Here is a 19863-nt window from a genome sequence, read left to right on the forward strand (position 1 = left end):
GCACGACCGAGAGGGGGCCAGAACATGACGATTCTGGACAACATCCGGGGGCCACGCGACCTGAAGGCGCTGTCCGAGCCAGAGCTCGGTGAACTGTCCGACGAGATACGGGAGTTCCTGGTGCACGCGGTGTCCAGGACCGGCGGTCACCTCGGGCCCAACCTGGGCGTGGTGGAACTGACCGTCGCCCTGCACCGGGTCTTCGAGTCACCGGCCGACCGCATTCTCTGGGACACCGGTCACCAGAGCTATGTCCACAAGCTTCTGACCGGACGTCAGGACTTCTCCAAGCTGCGCGGAAAGGGCGGCCTGTCCGGCTACCCCTCGCGCGAGGAGTCCGAGCACGACGTCATCGAGAACAGCCACGCCTCCACGGCCCTCGGCTGGGCCGACGGACTCGCCAAGGCCCGGCAGGTGCAGGGCGAGAAGGGGCATGTCGTCGCGGTCATCGGCGACGGCGCGCTGACCGGCGGCATGGCCTGGGAAGCGCTCAACAACATCGCGGCGGCCAGGGACCGGCCGCTGATCATCGTCGTCAACGACAACGAGCGGTCGTACGCGCCCACCATCGGCGGGCTCGCCAACCATCTGGCCACCCTGCGCACCACCGACGGCTACGAGAAGGTGCTCGCCTGGGGCAAGGAGGTGCTCCTGCGCACCCCGGTGGTCGGCGGCACCCTGTACGAGTCCCTGCACGGCGCGAAGAAGGGCTTCAAGGACGCCTTCGCCCCGCAGGGCATGTTCGAGGACCTGGGCCTCAAGTACGTCGGCCCGATCGACGGCCACGACATCATGGCCGTGGAGTCGGCGCTGCGCCGCGCCAAGCGCTTCCACGGGCCGGTGCTCGTGCACTGCCTCACGGAGAAGGGCCGCGGCTACGAGCCGGCCCTGGCCCACGAGGAGGACCACTTCCACACCGTCGGGGTGATGGACCCGCTGACCTGCGAGCCGCTCGCACCGTCCGGCGGGCCCTCCTGGACCTCCGTGTTCGGCGACGAGATCGTGCGCATCGGGGAGGAGCGCGACGACGTCGTGGCCATCACGGCGGCCATGCTGCACCCGGTCGGCCTCGGCGGGTTCGCGGCGCGCTTCCCGGACCGGGTCTGGGACGTCGGCATCGCCGAGCAGCATGCGGCCGTGTCGGCGGCGGGGCTCGCGACCGGCGGACTGCACCCGGTCGTCGCCGTCTACGCCACCTTCCTCAACCGGGCCTTCGACCAGCTCCTCATGGACGTCGCCCTGCACCGCTGCGGGGTGACCTTCGTCCTGGACCGGGCCGGGGTCACCGGTGTCGACGGACCCTCGCACAACGGTATGTGGGACATGTCGGTGCTCCAGGTGGTCCCCGGGCTGCGGATCGCCGCCCCGCGCGACGCCGCCCAGCTGCGCGCCCAACTGCGCGAGGCGGTCGCCGTGGACGACGCGCCGACGCTGGTGCGCTTCCCCAAGGAGTCGGCCGGTCCCGACGTCCCGGCGGTCGACCGGGTCGGCGGCATGGACGTACTGCAGCGCTCCGACCGGACCGACGTGCTGCTGGTGGCCGTCGGCGTGATGGCATCGGTCTGCCTCCACACCGCCGAACTGCTGGCGGCGCGCGGCATCGGCTGCACGGTCGTCGACCCCCGCTGGGTCAAGCCGGTCGACCCGGCCCTGCCGGGCCTGGCCGCCGGACACCGCCTGGTGGCCGTGGTCGAGGACAACAGCCGTGCCGGCGGGGTCGGTTCCGCCGTGGCACTTGCCCTCGGCGACGCCGACGTGGACGTGCCCGTGCGCCGGTTCGGCATCCCCGAGCAGTTCCTCGCGCACGCCAAGCGCGCCGAGGTCCTGGCCGACATCGGCCTCACACCCGTCGAGATCGCGGGACGGATCAGCGCGAGCCTGGCCGTCAAGGACGCGTTTCACGATGCCGACGACACGGGGGGCACAGCCAAGGAGAGAGCTGAATGAGCACCGAGTTCGACCTCGGCGCGCTGCTGTCCGAGCGCGGAGCCGAACGCTACGAGCTGCACGCCAAGTACCTCAACCCGCAGCTCCCGCGGATGCTGCACACCATCGGCTTCGACAAGGTCTACGAGCGCGCCGAGGGCGCCCACTTCTGGGACGCCGACGGCAACGACTATCTGGACATGCTCGCCGGGTTCGGGGTGATGGGCCTGGGCCGCCACCACCCCGTCGTCCGCGAGGCGCTGCACGACGTCCTCGACGCCTCCCTCGCCGACCTCACCCGCTTCGACTGTCAGCCGCTGCCCGGCCTGCTGGCCGAGAAGCTCCTCGCGCACAGCCCTCACCTGGACCGGGTGTTCTTCGGCAACAGCGGCACGGAGGCCGTGGAGACCGCCCTCAAGTTCGCCCGGTACGCCACCGGTCGGCCGAGGATCCTCTACTGCGACCACGCGTTCCACGGCCTGACCACCGGCTCGCTGTCGGTCAACGGCGAGAACGGCTTCCGCGACGGGTTCGCCCCGCTGCTGCCCGACACCGCGCTACCGCTCGGTGACCTCGACGCCCTCGCCCGTGAACTGAAGAAGGGGGACGTGGCCGGGCTGATCGTGGAGCCGATCCAGGGCAAGGGCGTGCACGAGGCCCCGACCGGCTACCTGCGCGCCGCCCAGGAACTACTCCACCGGCACAAGGCGCTGCTCATCGCCGACGAGGTGCAGACCGGACTCGGCCGGACCGGGGACTTCTACGCCTACCAGCACGAGGACGGCGTCGAACCGGACCTGGTGTGCGTGGCCAAGGCGCTCTCCGGCGGCTATGTGCCGGTCGGCGCCACCCTCGGCAAGGACTGGATCTTTCGGAAGGTCTACTCGTCCATGGACCGGGTGCTGGTGCACTCGGCGAGCTTCGGCTCCAACGCGCAGGCGATGGCGGCGGGCCTGGCCGTGCTGTCGGTCATGGAGAACGAGCAGACGGTCGCGAACGTGCGCACCACCGGCGAACTGCTGCGGTCCCGGCTCGCCGCGCTGACCGGCAAGTACGAGTTGCTCGCCGACGTCCGCGGCCGGGGTCTGATGATCGGCATCGAGTTCGGGAAGCCTGCGTCGCTGAAGCTGCGCGGCCGGTGGACCATGCTCCAGGCCGCGCGCAAGGGCCTGTTCGCGCAGATGGTGGTCGTACCGCTGCTGCAACGCCACCGGATCCTCACCCAGGTCTCCGGCGACCACCTGGAGGTGATCAAACTGATCCCGCCCCTGGTCCTGACCGAGGCCGACGTGGACCGCTTCGTCGACGCCTTCACGGCCGTGATGGACGACGCCCACAGCGGCGGCGGACTGATGTGGGACTTCGGCAGGACCCTGATCAAACAGGCGGTGGCCAACCGCTGAGCGGGAGCGGCGCCGGGGCTTTGCCTCTGAGGCAAGAAAATTGCCGTGGAGGCAATTTCCGGGCTCAATGGAACCATGAAAGCCCCGGATCCGGCACCGTCGCCCGCCCCCGGCGACGACCTGCCCGCGGTCGCCCCGCAACTACGAGCCCTGCGCCGACGCACCGGCCTCACCCTGGAGGCCGCGGCGCGGTCCGCCGGGCTGTCGCCGGCCCATCTGTCCCGCCTGGAGACCGGGCAGCGCCAGCCCTCGTTGCCGATGCTGCTCACGCTCGCCCGTGTCTATGCCACGACTGTATCGGACCTGCTCGGCGAGACGGTCGCCGACCGGGACGCCATCGTGCGTGCCGCCGACATGGAACCCACCCGGGCGGGCGGCTGGACCTACTGGCAGGCCGGTGCCTCCGGGCGGGGGATGCAGGCACTGCGGGTACGGGTGCCGCACGGCTCGCAGGGCGACATCGTGCGGGTGCATCCCGGCGAGGAGTGGCTGTACGTCCTGAACGGGCGGCTCAGGCTGCGCCTCGGTGACACCGCGCATCTGCTCGGGCCCGGTGACAGCGCCCACTTCGACTCGCTGACCCCGCACCGCCTCGCCGCCGAGGACCACGACGGCGTGGAACTGCTGTTCGTCCACACTCTGCTGCAGAGCCCCACGGCCACGCTGTGCCTGGGACCCCTGACCGGAGAGCTGCCATGAGCGACTTCGAGGACAAGTTCCCGCGATCCCTGTGGATCCGGCTCATCATCTACATCGCACTCGGCCATGTCTTCGCCGCGTTCCTGTACGTGCTGTTCACGGTCGGCGCCAAGAGCTGACGCCGGGCGGACGCGCGTCGCCGCCGCGTCCGCCGTCAGTTGAGCAGACGCTCGCGCAGCCGCTCCCGGGTGGCCGGGGCGAGACCGAGTCCCTCCACCAGGTAGGTGTCGACTCCGCCCCAGGTCTCCTCAAGGGTCTCCAGCGCCGCCGCCAGATACTCGGCCCGCGCCTCGAACAGAGGGCTCAGCAACTCCATGACCTCGGGGGAGTACGCGCCGGCCGAGCTGCCGTTGCGATGCACCTTGTACCGGCGGTGCTTGGCGTTCGACTCCAGATAGTCGGCGAGGACGGCGTCGCGCTCCACGCCGAGGGCGAGCAGCGTGACGGCTATCGACAGACCGGCCCGGTCCTTGCCCGCGGCGCAGTGCATCAGGGCGGGCACGCTGTCCTCGGCGAGCGAGTGCAGCACCCGGGAGTGCTCGGCGGTCCGTTCCTTGATCATCTTCCGGTAGGAGGCGATCATCCGGTCCGCAGCCTTGCCGTCGGCCAGGATTCCGCGCAGCTGCTCGATCTCGCCGTCGCGGACCATCTTCCAGAACTCGGCGCCGTCCGCCGGGTCGCTCAGCGGAAGGTTCACGTTCCGCACGCCGGGCAGTTCCACATCGGCGCCTTCCAGCTTCTGGTCGGCCGAATTGCGGAAGTCGAAGATCGTGTGCAGGCCCAGGGAGGTGAGGAACCGCGCGTCCTCCTCGGTCGCGTGTGCCAGGTGACCGCTGCGGAACAGCAGACCGAACCGCACCCGCCGCCCGTCCGTCGTCGGCAGACCGCCCACGTCACGGAAGTTGCGCACACCGGCCAGCTCGGGCTCGGTCGACGGGACCTGCTGGGTCACGGGGGCTCCTCCCGGTCTGCCCCGTCGGCGCGGCTCGCCCACGGGCACTCCGTTGACGATACGACATGGGTTTCCTCGGGCGACGAGTTGTCCACAGGCATTGCCCCGAAGTCCCACCACCCTCGATGATGTTCGGGCTTGAGCGGATCTGTTTGGACCTGTGCGGGCGCTCCGTCGTGGAAGTCCTGGAGAGGGTGGAGAGGGTGGAAATAGCGAGCACGGTGCACATGGTGGACACGGCAAACACGGTGGACATCGCGGAGGACGGCCGCACCTGGCTGCTGTCCGGACCGGCCAGCGGCTACGCGCTGCACCTCACCGAGGCGGACGAACTGCTGCACCTCCACTGGGGGCCGAGGATCGCGCTCGCCGACGCCGAGGCACTCGCCGTACGCCCGCTGCCGGTCTACCGGCCCTTCGAGTCGCCGCTCGACGGTCGCGAGGAGTACCCGGTCGAGGGCGGCCCCCGCTTCGTCCGCCCGGCCCTGTCCGTGCGCACGGACCAGCGGCGCGGCACCGAGTGGACCTTCGCGGGGTACGAGACCGAGGACGGCGGACTGCGGTTGCGCTTCCACGACGACGGGCTGTCCGTCACGCTCCACTACCGGATGCGCGCGGACGTGATCGAGCGCTGGGTGACCGTCGACAACGCGGGTCCCGCGCGCGTGGAACTGCTCCGCGCCGACGCGGCCACCTGGACCCTGCCCGACCGGGAGGGCTGGCGGCTGTCCCAGCTGCACGGCCGCTGGGCCGCCGAGTCCCGGCTCACCGCGGCACCGCTCACCTACGGGGAAAAGGTGATCGGCAGCCGCCGCGGCCACACCGGCCACCAGCACCTGCCCTGGGTCGCGCTGGACACGGACGCCACCGAGGAGCGCGGCGAGGTGTACGGCTGCGTGCTGGGCTGGTCGGGGTCCTGGCGGATCGCGGTCGCCCAACTGCCCGACGCGCGCGTGCAGATCACCGGAGGGGCGGGCCACGACGACTCGGGCCTGCTGATGCTGGGCGCCGGGGAGTCGTACACGACCCCGGTCTTCGCGGGGCTGTGGAGCGACGGCGGCTTCGGTGGCGCGAGCCGCGCCTGGCACGCCTACCAGCGGGCCCACGTCATCCCGGACGCCGAGCAGGACCGGCCCGTGCTGTTCAACTCCTGGGAGGCCACGTACTTCGACATCTCCGAGGAGCGGCAGACCGCGCTCGCCCGCCGCGCGGCGTCGATCGGAGTGGAGCTGTTCGTGGTCGACGACGGCTGGTTCGGCGCCCGGGTCAGCGACCGGGCCGGACTCGGCGACTGGACACCCAACCCCGACCGCTTCCCGGACGGCCTCGCACCACTGGCCGACCAGGTGCACGCCCTGGGGATGCGGTTCGGCATCTGGGTCGAGCCCGAGATGGTCAACCCGGACAGCGACCTGTACCGCGCACACCCCGACTGGGTGCAGTACCAGCCGGGACGCGAGCGCACGGAGCTGCGCAACCAGCTGGTGCTCAACCTGGCTCGCGAGGACGTCCAGCGGTATCTGTGGGAGCAGCTCGACGGCCTGCTCTCCGGGGCGCCCATCGACTATGTGAAGTGGGACTTCAACCGCTGCTTCACCGACCCGGGCTGGCCGGGCGACCCCTACCCGCAGCGGCTCTGGACCGACCATGTGCGTGCCTTCTACGCCCTGCTGGACCGGCTGCGGGCGGCCCACCCGGGTGTGGCGTTCGAGTCCTGCTCGGGCGGCGGCGGCCGGATCGACCTCGGTGTGATGAGCCGCACGGACCAGGTGTGGACCTCCGACAACACCGACCCGCTGGACCGGCTCGCCATCCAGCACGGGTTCAGTCAGATCCACCCCGCGCGGATCATGGCCGCCTGGGTCACCGACAGTCCGAACACACAGCTCAACGGCAGGGTCAGCGCACTGCGCCTCCGGTTCGTCAGCGCCATGGCCGGGGTCCTCGGCATCGGTGGCGACCTCTCGGAGTGGACCGAGGCGGAACTTACCGCGGCCCGGGAGTGGGTGCGGCTCTACAAGGAGATCCGCCCGGTCGTGCAGCACGGCGAGCTGTACCGGCTGCGGCCCCCGGAGGGCGGACTGAGCGCGGTGCAGTACACGCTCGGGGGCGAGACGGTCGTACTCGCCTGGCTCCAGGCACAGCACTACGGCGAGCCGGTCCCGGCGCCGCGGCTGCGCGGGCTCGACCCGACAGCATCGTACGAATGCCGCGAAACCGGTGATATCCATCGGGGTGCCGTGCTGCTGCACCACGGGCTGAGCACTGGGCTCCGGGGTGACCTCGACGCGACAGTTCTTCGACTACGTCGCATCTGAGTTGAATGTCCGAATTGGGGGGGCGTGCGTGAGGAGGGTCATATGGTGACCGTCCGTCGTGCGTCATGTTCACGTAATCGCGGTGCCGTTCCCGGGAATTGAGGAGGGAATCGAGCGGGGAATTCACGGAGGGTGACCGGGAATTCCGGTAACGGATCAAGCGAAAGCCGGACACAAGGAATTTTCTTCTTGTCCGTTCGCGGCGCGCTCGCTTACGTTCACCATCAATCCGGACGGAACGCCGAATCCTGCCGCCGCCCGGAGTCCCCACACACTCACCCGTGTACGGCAGGAAGCGGGGGACCCACAGGCAACACCGCCTGTTCCGGTCTCCGGAACAGGCTAGGGGTGAAGCCGCGTCTCCACTGCGGCCGGGCATCTCCAGTCCGAACCCGACAGCTCACCTCGCAGGCGCCGGAGAGGAATTCGCCATGCCCGCGAAGGGTAAGCACCGCCGTCCCAAGACCCGCCGCTTCTCCCGCTCCATAGCGGTCGCCGGTACCGGCGGTGCCGCGCTGGCCCTGCCGCTGATGGGAGCCGCCGGCGCCCACGCGGCCCCCGCGGCCGCTCCCGAGAAGGCCGTCCAGTCGCTTCCCGCCGTCGCGAAGCAGACGAAGCCCGAGCGCCCGGCCTCGGCCCACTCGCACGCACGCACGTACACGGTGCGGTCCGGTGACTACCTGTCCAAGATCGCCGCCAAGCAGCAGGTGCGCGGCGGCTGGCAGCGGATCTACCACGACAACCGCGAGGCCATCGGCGGCGACCCCTCGCTGATCCACCCCGGTCTGAAGCTCACCCTGGGCAAGAAGGCCACGGCGGCCCACGAGGCCCCGGCCCAGCCGCGGCAGTCGTCCTTCTCCGCCCCGGCCGCGAAGCCGTCCGCCGCCCCGCAGGCCAAGGAGGCCCCGGCGCCCGCCGCCAAGGCCGCCCCGGAGCAGACCGCCACCGCCTCGACCGGTTACACCCGCCCCGTGTCGGGCGGCGGCATCGGTACCGCCTACCACGTGGCGGGCAGTCACTGGTCCAGCGGCTACCACACCGGTGTCGACTTCGTCGTCCCGACCGGCACCCCGGTCAAGGCCGTCGGCGCGGGCACCGTCGTCTCCGCCGGGTGGGGCGGTGCGTACGGCAACCAGGTCGTCATCAAGCTGAGCGACGGCTACTACGCGCAGTACGCCCACCTGTCCCAGCTCTCCGTGTCGGCGGGCCAGAGCGTGACCGCGGGTCAGCAGCTCGGACTCTCCGGCGCGACCGGCAACGTGACCGGCCCGCACCTCCACTTCGAGATCCGTACCACCCCGAACTACGGCTCCGACGTGGACCCGGTCGCCTACCTCCGCGGCCACGGCGTCTCCGTCGGCTGACCGGCACCACCCGTCACGGACCGAAAGGCCGGACCCGCGATCCCTGTGATCCCCGGGTCCGGCCTTCGGTGTGTCCGGGCCCGTCAACACCCCCCGGGTGCACCCTATTCCGGCATTGACAAATTCTTTAAGCGTGGCTTATCTCACCGTTCGTCAACCCCTTCCTACGATCGCGTAAGTCACATGCGAAGGTGAATCATGGGGCGATGTGACAGACGATTCGAAGAGTGACAACAGATCAGTGATCGGGTCGTACGTGGCGGTGGGGGACAGCTTCACCGAGGGCGTCGGCGACCCCGGCCCCGACGGGGCATACGTCGGATGGGCCGACCGGTTCGCGGTGCTGCTCGCGGACCGTCGCCCGGAGGGCGACTTCGACTACAACAACCTCGCAGTGCGCGGCAAACTGCTCGACCAGATCGTGGCGGACCAGCTCCCGCAGGCCGTGGCGCTCGCGCCCGACCTCGTGTCCTTCTGCGCGGGCGGCAACGACATCATCCGCCCCGGCACCGACCCGGACGAGGTGGCCGAACGCTTCGAGCGTGCGGTGGCCCAGCTCACCGAGGCGGCGGGCACGGTGCTGGTGACGACCGGGTTCGACACCCGCGACGTGCCCGTGATGAAGCGTCTGCGTGGCAAGATCGCCACGTACAACGGGCATGTCCGGGCCATCGCCGACCGGTACGGCTGCCCGGTGCTGGACCTGTGGTCCCTGAAGACCGTGCAGGACCGCCGGGCCTGGGACGGCGACCGGCTCCACCTCTCACCCGAGGGACACACCCGGGTGGCGCTGCGCGCCGGGCAGGTCCTGGGCCTCGAGGTCCCGGCCGACCCGGACCAGCCCTGGCCACCGCTGCCGCCGCGCAGCACGCTCGACGTGCGCCGCGACGACGTCCACTGGGCCCGCGAGTACCTGGTGCCGTGGATCGGACGACGGCTGCGCGGGGAGTCGTCGGGCGACCATGTGACGGCCAAGGGGGCGTTGTCCCCCGATGACATCAGAACGCGGATCGCCTCGGTGGCCTGACGGCCCGACGACGACCGGTGACCGAACGGCGGCGCTTCGACCGGGCGCCGCCGCTCACCGTTGCCGGACGGGCCCCAGTTCACGGGCGAGAGCCTCGTCCACCCACTGGCGCGCCCGGGATCGGGGAACCGCGCCCGCGTACGACGTCAGCTGCACGGCGAGCCCGTCCAGCAGGGCCGTCAGCCTGAGCGCCGCCCCCTCCGGGTCCGGGCACTCGAACTCGCCCGCCGCCACGCCTTCCGCGATGACTCCGGCGATGGCCGCCTTCCACTGCCTGTCCAGGCCCCGGGCGACCTCGCGCAGCGCCGGTTCGCGCAGTGCCACCGCCCAGCCCTCGATCCACAGCCGCCACCCCTTGGCCGGCCCGGTCGGCGCGTACCACCGCATCGCGGCCCGCAGTCGGCGCAGCGCGGTCGTACGGCGGCCCAGCAGTGCCCGCAGCCGCGTCAGATCGTCCTCGGCCGCGAACGCGAACGCGGCGGCGACCAGCTTCTCCTTGGTCGAGAAGTGGTACAGCACAAGCGCGTTGCTCACCCCGAGGGACGAGGCCACGTCGGAGATCCTGACCGCCGCCACACCCCGCGCCTCGATCTGCTCCACGGCGGCCCGCAACAGCTCCTCCCGCCGCTCCGCCACACTCAGCCGCCGTCTCGTCACGCGGTCACCCTAGGGCTTGTCGTCGAACTCCCCTATGCGAACTCCCGTATGCCTTGTGACAGGACCTGGTCCAAACGTCCGCCCACCACCCGGATCCGTGGACCTACCGGTACCACCCGAACCGCTCGGCGATCACCGGCAGCCGGTCCGCCACGATGGCGTGGGCGGCCGCGCGCGGGGTCGTGGCGTCGGCCTCGGCGCGCGCCAGCATCAGTTCGACCAGGGCCCGCATCGAGCGCCGTATGTGGGTGAACGCCTCGTCCGCGTCGGGGCCGATGTCACCGAACAGCGTCCACCACCACCAGGCGTTCGTCCCGGAGTTGACCACCACGTCCGGCAGCACGGTCACCCCGCGCGCGGACAGCAGCTCCTCCGCCTCGGGCAGCACCGGCATATTGGCCGCCTCCACGACCCAGCGTGCCCGGATCCGATGCTGGGCGGCGGCGTCGACCACGTACGACACGGCCGCCGGCACCAGCACGTCGGCCTCGGCGGACAGCCAGGCGTCACCCGGCAGTTCGCGGTCGCCGGGACGCAGCACGGCCCGGTCGACGGCGCCGTACGCGTCCCGCGCGGTGAGCAGCGCCTCGACGTCGAGACCCGCCGGGTTGGCGATGGTGCCCCTGACATCGGCGACGGCCACGACGGTCAGGCCCGCCCGCGCCAGGAAGCGGGCGGTCGCCCCGCCCATGGTGCCGAGCCCCTGCACACAGACCCGCGTCCCGGCGTGCGGCACCCCGGCCCGGTCCAGGGCGGTGAGCACCGACTCGGCGACCCCGCAGCCGCCGGCCAGCTCGCCCAGACCGATGCCGTCCACCTCGACCGCGAAGGCGTCCGCGAGCCTGCGCCGCGCCGCGGTCTCGTCGTCGAGCAGCGGATACACCGCCTGGATCGACGACACCAGACCCGCCTCGGCGGCGGCGCGGTCGACCAGGTCCTGGGTCAGGCCGAGATCCTCGCCCGTGGTCCAGCAACTCTCGACGTACGGCCGCATCGCGCGCAGGTAGCGCACCAGCAGCCCGTACGCCTCGGGCGCCCGGGGGTCGCAGTCGATGCCGCCCTTGGCACCGCCCAGGGGCACATAGCGGCTCTCGGGGTCGTAGTGGAGGGCCTCCTTCATGGTCATGCCGCGGGCGAGTCCGGCCACCTCGTCGAGGGTGCATCCGGGACGCATGCGCAGACCGCCGCTGGCCACCCCGCGCACCAGCCGGTCGACGACCAGGAAGCCCTGGCGGCCGGTGACGTGGTCGGTCCACACGAGCGAGACGAGGGGGGCGGTCATGGGGTTGGTTCTCCTCGGTGCGCGGGCTCCCGGCGGCGGTCCGAAGTGTGCGGGGCGGACTGTCGTGGGGGCTGCCGGAAGGGTTGCCGGAGGGGCCGACCATAATGGATGCCCCCGGCGAGTCCATCTGGAGGTACCGTGACCGGTTTGCGTTCCCTGAGCTCCGGGCTCCGCGCGCTGCAGCCCGCTGCCTTCGGCGTGGACCCGAGCGGTGAGCGCATGGCGCGCATCCGCAGGTCACCGCACTTCAAGGACGGTGTCTTCCAGAACCCGGGGGGCCTCGCGCGCACCCGCCCGTCCGGCTCCACGCTGGACTTCGCGAAGGTCTTCTTCGACCGTGAGGAGCGCCCCAGGCGTGCCCCGCGGGGCACCGTTCCGGTACACGCCACCACGCTCGCCGACATCGCCCGGCCGCCGGCCACCGGGCTGCGGCTGACCTGGATGGGACACTCCAGCGTGCTCGCCGAGATCGACGGAAAGCGCGTGCTCTTCGACCCGGTCTGGGGCGAGCGCTGTTCCCCGTTCCCGTTCGCCGGGCCCAAGCGGCTGCACCCGGCCCCGGTACCGCTGGCGGCGCTCGGCCCGGTCGACGTCGTCGTCATCTCGCACGACCACTACGACCACCTCGACATGCCCACGATCAAGGCGCTGGCCGGCACGGACACCCTCTTCGCCGTCCCGCTGGGCGTCGGTGCCCACCTGGAGCACTGGGGCGTGGCCGAGAGCCGGCTGCGCGAACTGGACTGGAACGAGTCGACCGAGGTCGGCGGCCTCACCCTGACCGCCACCCCGGCCCGCCACTTCTGCGGCCGCGGCCTGCGCAACACCCAGCACACGCTCTGGGCCTCCTGGGTCGTCGCCGGGGAGCGGCACCGGATCTACCACAGCGGCGACACCGGGTACTTCGAGGGATTCAAGCGCATAGGCGCCGACCACGGCCCCTTCGACGCCACGATGATCCAGATCGGCGCCTACAGCGAGTTCTGGCCGGACATCCACATGACCCCCGAGGAGGGCGTGCGCGCCCACCTCGACCTCCAGGGCGGCCGCCCGCACGGTGTGCTGCTCCCCATCCACTGGGCCACCTTCAACCTGGCCACCCACGCCTGGTCCGACCCCGGCGAGGGGACGTTGGAGGCCGCCGCCGCGGCCGGTGCGCCGGTCGCGCTGCCCCGGCCCGGGGAGCCCTTCGAACCGACCGGCGAGACCGTTCCGGCCGAGCCGTGGTGGCGCGGTGTGGCCCTCGCCCCCGCGGCCGGCTGGCCGGCGTTGCGGCCGGCCGTCACCACCCCGCCCCACACGGCCGGTGACGCCGGTGTCGCCGTGACCGAGGACGAGGGAGACGCCGAGAGCGTCCCCGCGGGCTGACCGGAGACCGGGCGTCCGACGCGAGGCGAGGGCCGGGGAGCTGAGGCTCCCCGGCCCTCGCCTTTTGTTCGTGACCGCTTCTGAGCAGGTCGGATTGATTCGCTTCGATTCTGATGCGTGGATCCGGGACGAGTATCGGTCTGTCGTACGAGCGCTCATACCAGAGCGGGACGCTGCCCGGGGGAGTTCGTCAAGTGCCCACCGCACATGTGGCACGGACGACTACGGTGAGTGTCCGCCACATCGCGCTCCACGCGCCTCCACGCGCGCGGAACCAGGCCCGACGGACCCGACGGACCAGTACGAGGACACCGATGTCTCACCTCCGCGCACCGGCCCCACGCGCCGACCGCCGCGAGGGCGGCCGGCACGGCCGGCCGGTCGCCCGCCCCGTTCCCGCGCTGCCCGAGACCCACATACGGCCTCAGCTGATGCGCCTCGCCGTGCTGCCGCCCACCGCGGTCGCGCTCAGCGCCTGCGCGGTCGTCCTGTTCACCGTCCGCTCCACCGGAGCACGGCCCGGCATCACCCTGTGGGCCGTGATCGCCGGGGCGTTCTGCGTGACGGCCGCCGGCATCGTGATCGCCGCCGTGGCCGCCGGCCGCGCCGCCCGCTCGGTGCGCGACCGCGTCGGCGCCCTGCGGCGCAACACCGCGCGCGGCGAAGCCGACCTGCGCTCCCTCGTGGAGGCGCTGCGCCGCGGGGAGTCGGCCCCGCAGCGCAAGCCGCGCGGCGGGCCGCCCGAGGACGCCGACGAGTTCGAACTGCTCGCCGCCGACCTGGCCCGCGCCCACGACGGCGCCGCCGCCGCCGTCGTCCAGGCCGCACAGCTCTCCAGCCAGACGGGCAGCGAACAGAAACTCGAAGTCTTCCTCAACCTGGCCCGCCGGCTTCAGTCCCTCGTGCACCGGGAGATCTCGATCCTGGACGAGCTGGAGCACGAGATCGAGGACCCCGACCTGCTCAAGGGCCTCTTCAACGTGGACCACCTCGCCACCCGTATCCGACGGCACGCCGAGAACCTCGCCGTGCTCGGCGGGGCCGTCTCCCGGCGGCAGTGGAGCAACCCCGTGCCCATGACCGAAGTGCTGCGGTCGGCCATCGCCGAGGTCGAGCAGTACTCCCGGGTCAGGCTCGTGCCCCCGGTCGACGGGGAACTGCGCGGACACGCCGTGGCCGACGTCATCCACCTGCTGGCCGAACTCGTCGAGAACGCCACCGTGTTCTCCGCCCCGCACACCCAGGTCCTGCTCCGCGCCAACCTCGTCACCTCGGGGCTCGCCGTCGAGGTGGAGGACCGCGGACTCGGCATGCCCGTCATCGAGCAGACCCGGATGAACGCCCTGCTCGCCGACCCCGACCAGGTCAACGTCGCCAGCCTGCTGGCCGACGGCCGGATCGGTCTGTTCGTCGTCTCCCAGCTCGCCAAACGGCACGGCATCGACGTCCGCCTCCAGGGCAACATCTACGGCGGCGTGCAGGCCGTACTCGTCGTACCGCAGGAACTCCTCGGCAGCGCACCGGCCGTCCCCGGAGCCGTAGCGCTGCCGGGCGACGCGCACCCTACCGGTGCCAGCCCGGTCGCATCCCCCGGGGACGCGGCGGCCCGCGCCGGGGCGCCGACGGCAGCGGGGCCCCGACCCGGACGACACCAACGGCCCGAACCCGCCGCCCAGCGCCCGGCCCCCGGCGAGGACCGAGGAGCGGCACCCTTCGGGGACACCGGTGCCATGCCCCGCGTCGGGTTTCCGGCGGGAGAAGAATGGACCGGTGCCGGGGAGCCGACGGGCGGTCACGAACGGGCCGAGTCCGCGATTCCCGGTGCGGCGCACGGCGGGCCGCCCGCTCCGCTGCCAGTGCGCGGGGCCCGTGGGGCGCGGCCCAACCCCGCCTCCGCCATGCCCGGGATCCGGCCCGACGAGCGGCCGACGGTCGCGCGGAACACGACCGCCCCGCCGACCCCCCGCACCGGCCCCGTACGCGGCACCATGAACAAGCCCGGACTGCCGAGGCGCCGTGCCCAGGAGCACATCGTGCCCCAGCTCCGGGGCGGCCCGGCGCCCCGCCCGGACAACGGGCCCCCCGCCGCCCACGACCCCGGCCTGATGGCCGCCTTCCAGCGCGGAGTCGGCCTGGCCGAGGCGCAGCAGCACCTCGAACCGGAGCACCCCGGGCCGACGCCGCCCGCCCGCAGGACCCCTCCGCACGGACCCGGCGCCGCCCGGCCCGACGGGAGCGCAACCGCCGGATGACCACCCCCACCCCCGGCCCCACCCCCACCACCAGCCGCACCCTCCCGCCCACCCCAACGCCCCGCGCTCCAGCGGACCTTCTTACCCCAAGGAGTCGATCCACCATGGCGAGCGATGTCCCGACCGCCCAGGCCTCCGACCTCGACTGGCTGATGAGCGGCCTCGTACAGCGCGTACCGCACACCACCAGCGCGGTGCTCCTGTCCTGCGACGGACTGGTGAAGTCCGTCCACGGCCTCGACCCGGACAGCGCCGACCACATGGCGGCCCTGGCCTCCGGCCTGTACTCCCTCGGCCGCAGCGCGGGCATCCGGTTCGGCGACGGCGGGGACGTCCGCCAGGTCGTCGTCGAACTCGACTCGACCCTGCTGTTCGTCACCACCGCAGGCTCCGGCACCTGCCTCGCCGTGCTCGCGGGCCGCGAGGCCGACGCGGCCGTCCTCGGCTACGAGATGGCCATGCTGGTCAAGAGCGTGCGCCCCTACCTGGCCACCGCGCCCCGGCAGCACGGCATCGAACCCCCGGCGATGAGGCCTTGAGCATGCCGACGGCCGGCGACGAGCCCTGGCTCGACGACGCGGCCGGACGGCTGGTGCGCCCCTTCACCGTCAGCAACGGTCGCACCCGGCCCACCATCGCCCTCGACCTGATGTCACAGGTGATGGCCACCGGGGTCACCCCGCTCGGCTATCTCGGTCCCGAGCACACCCAGGCACTCGACCTGTGCCCCGGGCCCGTCCCGGTCGCCGAGGTCGCCGCGCACCTGAAGCTGCCCGCGGTGGTCACGAAGGTACTGCTCTCGGACCTCGTCGACTGCGGGGCGCTGGCCGCCAAGCCCCCCGCCTACCGCCACATTCCGACAGACCGGTCCCTTCTGGAGGCAGTGCTCGATGGACTACGACGACAGCTCTGACCCGTTCCCCACCGCGCTCAAGATCCTCGTGGCGGGCGGTTTCGGGGTCGGCAAGACCACCTTCGTGGGCGCGGTCAGCGAGATCGCGCCGCTCAGCACGGAGGAACTGCTGACCACGGTCAGCGCCGCCACCGACAACCTCGACGGCATCGAGAACAAGGTCGAGACCACGGTGGCGATGGACTTCGGCCGGATAACGCTCGACGCGGAACACGTCCTCTACTTGTTCGGCACCCCCGGACAGGAGCGGTTCTGGTTCATGTGGGACGAACTGTCCGAGGGCGCGCTCGGCGCGGTCATCCTCGCCGACACCCGCCGCCTGGAGGAGTGCTTCGCCGCCGTCGACTTCTTCGAGGAGCGCGGACTCGGCTTCATCGTCGCCATCAACGAGTTCGACGGGTCCTACCGCTACGACCCCGAGGAGGTGCGCGCCGCCATCGACCTCGCGCCCGAGATCCCGGTCGTCCGCTGCGACGCCCGTATCTCCAGTTCGAGCGTGCAGACCCTGCTCACCCTCGTACGCCACCTCATCGCCCACGCCCCGGTCCAGAGCGCCGGAGCCCGGCCATGAGCTACGAGCCGCCGAGGCCGATCAGGGGCCTGCTGCTCACACCCGAGGACAGAGAGGCCCCCGCCCGCGCCCGCAGACTGTGCTCACTGGGCCTGGGGGAACGGGCGGAACCCGCCCTGGACGCCTTCGCGGACCACCTCGCCCGGCTCACCGGCGCGCCGTACGCCATGGTCAACTTCGTGGGTGAGGAGCGGCAGTTCTTCGCGGGCCTGCGCGTCCCGGCCGAAGGACCACCGGCGCGGGCCGACGGCACACGGCGGACGGAACTCGGCCGTACCCTGCCGCGCGAACACGGCTTCTGCCCCCATGTGGTGGTCCGGCACAAGGCGCTGGTGCTGGAGGACGTGTGCGACTACCCGAGGTTCGCGGGCAACCCGGTCGTCGACGAGCACGGCATCCGCTCCTACCTCGGCGCCCCGCTGATCGACAGTACGGGGATGGCCCTGGGCACGGTGTGTGTCGCCGACGTCGCGCCGCGGCCCTGGGGGAGGGCCGGCCTGGAGACGATCAAGTCGACGGCCGCGGAGCTCGCCGCACGGCTGGAGCGGCGGACGGACGACGGACTGCCCCTCTGAGACCCGTGGAAGCGGCGTTCGGGTGACGGGCAACCGGGTGACGGGCGAGCGGGTGAACGCACGCCCGTGACGGCAGGGATCCGTGGGGCGTGAAGGAAAGCTGAGGCGGCGGTTAAGAAAAGCTCGATGGACCGGGCCCCGCGAATGCGGCAGATTGCAGATCAGATTTCCCCTCTTTCCACCCCGCTTCCCCGGTGCAGGGCTCCTTCGGGGTCCCAGGACCCGGGACCTCACCCACAGGAGCCGTACCGTTGAAGGCGCTGGTCAAGGAGAAGGCGGAGCCCGGACTGTGGCTCCTGGACGTCCCCGAGCCCGCCATCGGCCCCGGTGACGTACTGATCAAGGTGCAGCGGACCGGCATCTGCGGCACCGACCTGCACATCCGGTCGTGGGACGGCTGGGCGCAGCAGACGATCCGCACCCCGCTCGTGCTCGGCCACGAGTTCGTCGGCGAGGTCGTCGAGACCGGCCGGGACGTCACCGACATCAACGTGGGCGACCGGGTCAGTGGCGAGGGCCACCTGGTGTGCGGCAGGTGCCGCAACTGTCTGGCCGGCCGCCGCCACCTGTGCCGGGCCACGGTCGGGCTCGGCGTGGGCCGCGACGGGGCGTTCGCCGAGTACGTGGCGCTGCCCGCCGCCAACGTGTGGGTGCACCGGATCCCCGTCGACCTCGACATCGCCGCGATCTTCGACCCGTTCGGCAACGCCGTGCACACCGCGCTGTCCTTCCCGCTGGTCGGCGAGGACGTCCTGATCACCGGCGCCGGGCCGATCGGCCTGATGGCCGCCGCGGTGGCCCGGCACGCGGGCGCCCGCCACGTCATGATCACCGACGTCAGCGAGGAGCGCCTCCAGCTGGCGCGCAAGATCGGCGTGAGCCTCGCGCTCGACGTGTCCCAGGCGACGATCGCCGACGGACAGCGCGAACTCGGCCTGCGTGAGGGCTTCGACGTCGGCCTGGAGATGTCCGGCCGCCCCGAGGCCATGCGCGACATGATCGGCAACATGACGCACGGCGGCCGTATCGCCATGCTCGGCCTGCCGACCCAGGAGTTCCCGGTCGACTGGGCCCGGATCGTCACCTCCATGATCACCATCAAGGGCATCTACGGCCGTGAGATGTTCGAGACCTGGTACGCGATGTCGGTGCTGCTGGAGGGCGGCCTCGACCTCAACCCCGTGATCACCGGGCGGTACGACTACCGCGACCACGAGGCGGCGTTCGCCGACGCGGCCGGCGGCCGCGGCGGCAAGGTCATCCTCGACTGGACCGCGTAGGGCCACCTCAGGGGTCCCTGCCACCCGCTCTTCCAGGACGTTTCTAGGAGCTTTCCGATGTTCGACTCCGTGCGCGACGACCTGCGCGCCACCCTCGACGAGATCCGTGCCGCCGGGCTGCACAAGCCCGAGCGCGTCATCGACACCCCGCAGTCCGCGACCGTCAACGTCAGCGCGGGCGCCCGCGCCGGCGAGGTGCTCAACTTCTGCGCCAACAACTACCTCGGCCTCGCCGACCACCCCGAGGTGATCACCGCGGCCCACGCGGCCCTGGACCGCTGGGGCTACGGCATGGCATCCGTGCGCTTCATCTGCGGAACCCAGGAGGTGCACAAGGAGCTCGAGGCACGGCTGTCCGCGTTCCTCGGCCAGGAGGACACGATCCTCTACTCCTCGTGCTTCGACGCCAACGGCGGTGTCTTCGAGACACTCCTCGGCGAGGAGGACGCGGTCATCTCCGACGCGCTGAACCACGCCTCGATCATCGACGGCATCCGCCTGTCCAAGGCCCGCCGCTTCCGCTACGCCAACCGCGACCTGGACGACCTGGAGCGGCAGCTCAAGGAGGCGCAGTCGGCGCGCCGCCGCCTGATCGTCACCGACGGCGTCTTCTCCATGGACGGCTACCTGGCCCCGCTCCGCGAGATCTGCGACCTCGCCGACCGCTACGACGCGATGGTCATGGTCGACGACTCGCACGCCGTCGGCTTCGTCGGACCGACCGGCCGCGGCACCCCCGAGCTGCACGGCGTCATGGACCGCGTCGACATCATCACCGGCACCCTCGGCAAGGCCCTCGGCGGCGCCTCCGGCGGCTATGTCGCCGCCCGCGCCGAGATCGTCGCCCTGCTGCGCCAGCGCTCCCGCCCGTACCTCTTCTCCAACACCCTCGCCCCGGTCATCGCCGCGGCCTCCCTCAAGGTCCTCGACCTGCTGGAATCCGCCGACGAACTGCGGGTCCGGCTCACCGAGAACACCGCCCTGTTCCGCCGCCGGATGACCGAGGAGGGCTTCGACATCCTCCCCGGCGACCACGCCATCGCCCCGGTCATGATCGGCGACGCGGCCCGCGCCGGCCGTATGGCCGAGCTCCTTCTGGAACGCGGCGTCTATGTGATCGGCTTCTCCTACCCCGTCGTCCCCCAGGGGCAGGCCCGGATCCGCGTCCAGCTCTCCGCCGCCCACTCCACGGAGGACGTGAACCGCGCGGTCGACGCGTTCGTCGCGGCGCGGGCCGAGCTGGACGGCTGACGGCCGGGGCGGGCCTTCCGGGGGG

Annotated in this window: 18 protein-coding genes and 1 riboswitch; of the genes, 15 read left to right on the forward strand and 3 right to left on the reverse strand. The window is 71.7% G+C overall.

Annotation, left to right across the window (positions count from 1 at the left end):
• Positions 1-24: 24 nt before the first annotated feature.
• The 4 genes from dxs (at position 25) to ACIPK3_RS06480 (ending at position 4147) form a co-directional block, all read left to right on the forward strand.
• Entirely contained in the window at positions 25-1947 is a 1923-nt protein-coding gene (dxs, locus tag ACIPK3_RS06465; protein ID WP_402566933.1) for a 1-deoxy-D-xylulose-5-phosphate synthase, read from the forward strand.
• Positions 1944-3329: an aspartate aminotransferase family protein gene (locus ACIPK3_RS06470; RefSeq protein WP_402566934.1), complete on the forward strand. Its 1386-nt coding sequence runs from the start codon at positions 1944-1946 to the stop codon at positions 3327-3329. Before dxs ends, ACIPK3_RS06470 begins: the two co-directional genes overlap by 4 nt.
• 75 nt (positions 3330-3404) lie before the next feature.
• Positions 3405-4028 (forward strand): helix-turn-helix domain-containing protein, encoded by a 624-nt coding sequence (locus tag ACIPK3_RS06475; RefSeq protein ID WP_402566935.1) that lies wholly within the window; start codon positions 3405-3407, stop codon positions 4026-4028.
• Entirely contained in the window at positions 4025-4147 is a 123-nt protein-coding gene (locus tag ACIPK3_RS06480; protein WP_402566936.1) for a DUF6126 family protein, read from the forward strand. The genes ACIPK3_RS06475 and ACIPK3_RS06480 overlap by 4 nt, the downstream gene beginning before the upstream one ends.
• Positions 4148-4182: 35 nt before the next feature.
• Here ACIPK3_RS06480 and ACIPK3_RS06485 read toward each other — a convergent pair whose 3' ends face one another.
• Positions 4183-4980, reverse strand: a complete 798-nt coding sequence (locus tag ACIPK3_RS06485; protein WP_402566937.1) for a tyrosine-protein phosphatase — start codon at positions 4978-4980, stop codon at positions 4183-4185.
• Between the two features lie 227 nt (positions 4981-5207).
• Here ACIPK3_RS06485 and ACIPK3_RS06490 point away from each other — a divergent pair, with 227 nt between their 5' ends.
• From ACIPK3_RS06490 to ACIPK3_RS06500, 3 genes are all read left to right on the forward strand, one after another.
• Positions 5208-7298 carry an alpha-galactosidase gene (locus tag ACIPK3_RS06490; RefSeq protein ID WP_402567806.1) on the forward strand — a complete coding sequence of 697 codons (2091 nt, stop codon included), beginning with the start codon at positions 5208-5210 and terminating at the stop codon, positions 7296-7298.
• A gap of 266 nt (positions 7299-7564) precedes the next feature.
• Positions 7565-7725: riboswitch (cyclic di-AMP (ydaO/yuaA leader) on the forward strand.
• A 4-nt stretch (positions 7726-7729) separates the two neighbouring features.
• Positions 7730-8662 carry a peptidoglycan DD-metalloendopeptidase family protein gene (locus ACIPK3_RS06495; RefSeq protein ID WP_402566938.1) on the forward strand — a complete coding sequence of 311 codons (933 nt, stop codon included), beginning with the start codon at positions 7730-7732 and terminating at the stop codon, positions 8660-8662.
• Between the two features lie 241 nt (positions 8663-8903).
• The gene (locus ACIPK3_RS06500; RefSeq protein ID WP_402567808.1) at positions 8904-9689 is read left to right on the forward strand and encodes an SGNH/GDSL hydrolase family protein; all 786 of its coding nucleotides are present in this window, start codon (positions 8904-8906) and stop codon (positions 9687-9689) included.
• Between the two features lie 54 nt (positions 9690-9743).
• Here the strand turns inward: ACIPK3_RS06500 and ACIPK3_RS06505 are convergent, their stop codons facing one another.
• Both ACIPK3_RS06505 and ACIPK3_RS06510 read right to left on the reverse strand, forming a co-directional pair.
• Positions 9744-10346, reverse strand: coding sequence for a TetR family transcriptional regulator C-terminal domain-containing protein (locus tag ACIPK3_RS06505; protein ID WP_402566939.1), 603 nt, complete (start codon positions 10344-10346; stop codon positions 9744-9746).
• Positions 10347-10449: 103 nt separating this feature from the next.
• Positions 10450-11628 carry a Glu/Leu/Phe/Val dehydrogenase dimerization domain-containing protein gene (locus ACIPK3_RS06510; RefSeq protein WP_402566940.1) on the reverse strand — a complete coding sequence of 393 codons (1179 nt, stop codon included), beginning with the start codon at positions 11626-11628 and terminating at the stop codon, positions 10450-10452.
• A gap of 138 nt (positions 11629-11766) precedes the next feature.
• On the opposite strand from ACIPK3_RS06510, the gene ACIPK3_RS06515 reads away from it, so the two are divergent.
• The 8 genes from ACIPK3_RS06515 (at position 11767) to ACIPK3_RS06550 (ending at position 19838) form a co-directional block, all read left to right on the forward strand.
• Positions 11767-12996 (forward strand): MBL fold metallo-hydrolase, encoded by a 1230-nt coding sequence (locus tag ACIPK3_RS06515; protein ID WP_402566941.1) that lies wholly within the window; start codon positions 11767-11769, stop codon positions 12994-12996.
• A 314-nt stretch (positions 12997-13310) separates the two neighbouring features.
• Complete coding sequence (locus ACIPK3_RS06520) at positions 13311-15248, forward strand: ATP-binding protein (protein WP_402566942.1); 1938 nt, start codon at positions 13311-13313, stop codon at positions 15246-15248.
• 104 nt (positions 15249-15352) lie between these two features.
• Positions 15353-15787 (forward strand): roadblock/LC7 domain-containing protein, encoded by a 435-nt coding sequence (locus ACIPK3_RS06525; RefSeq protein WP_402566943.1) that lies wholly within the window; start codon positions 15353-15355, stop codon positions 15785-15787.
• A 2-nt stretch (positions 15788-15789) separates the two neighbouring features.
• Complete coding sequence (locus tag ACIPK3_RS06530) at positions 15790-16161, forward strand: DUF742 domain-containing protein (protein ID WP_402566944.1); 372 nt, start codon at positions 15790-15792, stop codon at positions 16159-16161.
• On the forward strand, positions 16139-16732 hold the full coding sequence (locus ACIPK3_RS06535) for a GTP-binding protein (protein ID WP_402566945.1): 594 nt from the start codon (positions 16139-16141) through the stop codon (positions 16730-16732). The genes ACIPK3_RS06530 and ACIPK3_RS06535 overlap by 23 nt, the downstream gene beginning before the upstream one ends.
• Complete coding sequence (locus ACIPK3_RS06540) at positions 16729-17307, forward strand: GAF domain-containing protein (protein ID WP_402566946.1); 579 nt, start codon at positions 16729-16731, stop codon at positions 17305-17307. Before ACIPK3_RS06535 ends, ACIPK3_RS06540 begins: the two co-directional genes overlap by 4 nt.
• Before the next feature lie 251 nt (positions 17308-17558).
• Complete coding sequence (gene tdh, locus ACIPK3_RS06545) at positions 17559-18587, forward strand: L-threonine 3-dehydrogenase (protein WP_402566947.1); 1029 nt, start codon at positions 17559-17561, stop codon at positions 18585-18587.
• Positions 18588-18644: 57 nt separating this feature from the next.
• Entirely contained in the window at positions 18645-19838 is a 1194-nt protein-coding gene (locus ACIPK3_RS06550; RefSeq protein ID WP_402566948.1) for a glycine C-acetyltransferase, read from the forward strand.
• The last annotated feature ends 25 nt before the right edge of the window (positions 19839-19863 follow it).

Origin of the sequence: Streptomyces sp. NPDC086787 (assembly GCF_044745865.1) — a bacterium.
In the GTDB taxonomy this organism is placed as follows: domain Bacteria; phylum Actinomycetota; class Actinomycetes; order Streptomycetales; family Streptomycetaceae; genus Streptomyces.